This window comes from Streptomyces sp. NPDC107581, assembly GCF_055657175.1.
Genome location: NZ_JBVKBH010000065.1, coordinates 1 through 1,474 on the forward strand (window position 1 = coordinate 1; position 1,474 = coordinate 1,474).

The following is a 1,474-nucleotide window of genomic DNA, read 5'->3' on the forward strand; positions in this document are numbered from 1 at the left end:
GAGAAGTACCAGCTCAAGCCCCGCGACTGGGACGCCGCGGCCCGCGAGGGCCGCACCATCGCCCCCCTCATCACCCGCCTCAACACCATCCGCCGACAGAATCCGGCCCTGCACCAGCTGCGCGACCTCCACTTCCACCACGCCGACCAGGACGCGGTGATCGCCTACTCGAAGCGGAGCGGATCGAACACGGTTCTGGTGGTCGCCAACCTCGACCCCCACCACACCCAGGAAGCCACGGTCTCGTTGGACATGCCGCAACTCGGCCTGAACGGGCACGAGTCGGTGCCGGTGCGCGATCTGCTCACCGGCGAGACCTACCACTGGGGCAGGGCCAACTATGTGCGCCTCGAACCGGGCCACAGGCCCGCGCATGTCTTCTCGGTTCTGCGACCGTCCACCCCGCAGATCGGAGGGTCACCCACCATATGATCGTCAACGAGCCCGTCCCGGACACCTTCGAGGACACTCCCGCCAAGGACCGGGATCCGGAGTGGTTCAAACGCGCCGTCTTCTACGAGGTACTGGTCCGCTCCTTCCAGGACAGCAATGGCGACGGCATCGGCGACCTCAAGGGTCTGACCGCCAAGCTCGACTATCTGCAGTGGCTCGGCGTCGACTGCCTCTGGCTGCCGCCGTTCTTCAAGTCCCCACTGCGTGACGGCGGTTACGACGTCTCCGACTACACCGCCGTCCTGCCCGAGTTCGGCGACCTGGCCGACTTCGTGGAGTTCGTGGACGCCGCACACCAGCGCGGCATGCGCGTGATCATCGACTTCGTCATGAACCACACCAGCGACCAGCACCCGTGGTTCCAGGAGTCCAGGCGCGATCCGGACGGTCCGTACGGCGACTACTACGTCTGGGCCGACGACGACAAGCAGTACCAGGACGCCCGCATCATCTTCGTCGACACCGAGGCCTCCAACTGGACGTACGACCCCGTACGCAAGCAGTACTACTGGCACCGCTTCTTCTCGCACCAGCCGGACCTCAACTACGAGAACCCGGCCGTGCAGGAGGAGATGATCTCCGCGCTGAAGTTCTGGCTGGACCTCGGTATCGACGGATTCCGGCTGGACGCCGTGCCGTACCTGTACCAGCAGGAGGGCACCAACTGCGAGAACCTGCCGGCGACCCACGAGTTCCTGAAGCGGGTGCGCAAGGAGATCGACACCCAGTACCCGGACACGGTGCTGCTGGCGGAGGCGAACCAGTGGCCGGAGGACGTGGTCGACTACTTCGGCGACTACGCCTCCGGCGGCGACGAGTGCCACATGGCGTTCCACTTCCCCGTCATGCCGCGCATCTTCATGGCCGTACGCCGCGAGTCCCGCTACCCCGTCTCCGAGATCCTCGCCAAGACCCCGGCCATCCCGTCGAACTGCCAGTGGGGCGTCTTCCTGCGCAACCACGACGAGCTGACCCTCGAAATGGTCACCGACGAGGAACGCGACTACATGTGGGCCGAATA

Annotated in this window: 2 protein-coding genes; both read left to right on the forward strand. The window is 65.5% G+C overall.

Annotated elements, in window-relative coordinates:
- A partial coding sequence (locus ACZ7P3_RS42560; RefSeq protein ID WP_472090055.1) for an alpha-glucosidase C-terminal domain-containing protein occupies nt 1-432 on the forward strand: 432 nt, incomplete at its 5' end.
- Nucleotides 429-1,474: alpha-amylase family glycosyl hydrolase (locus ACZ7P3_RS42565; protein WP_472090056.1), on the forward strand; the 1,046-nt coding region annotated here is incomplete at its 3' end. The genes ACZ7P3_RS42560 and ACZ7P3_RS42565, both read left to right, overlap by 4 nt.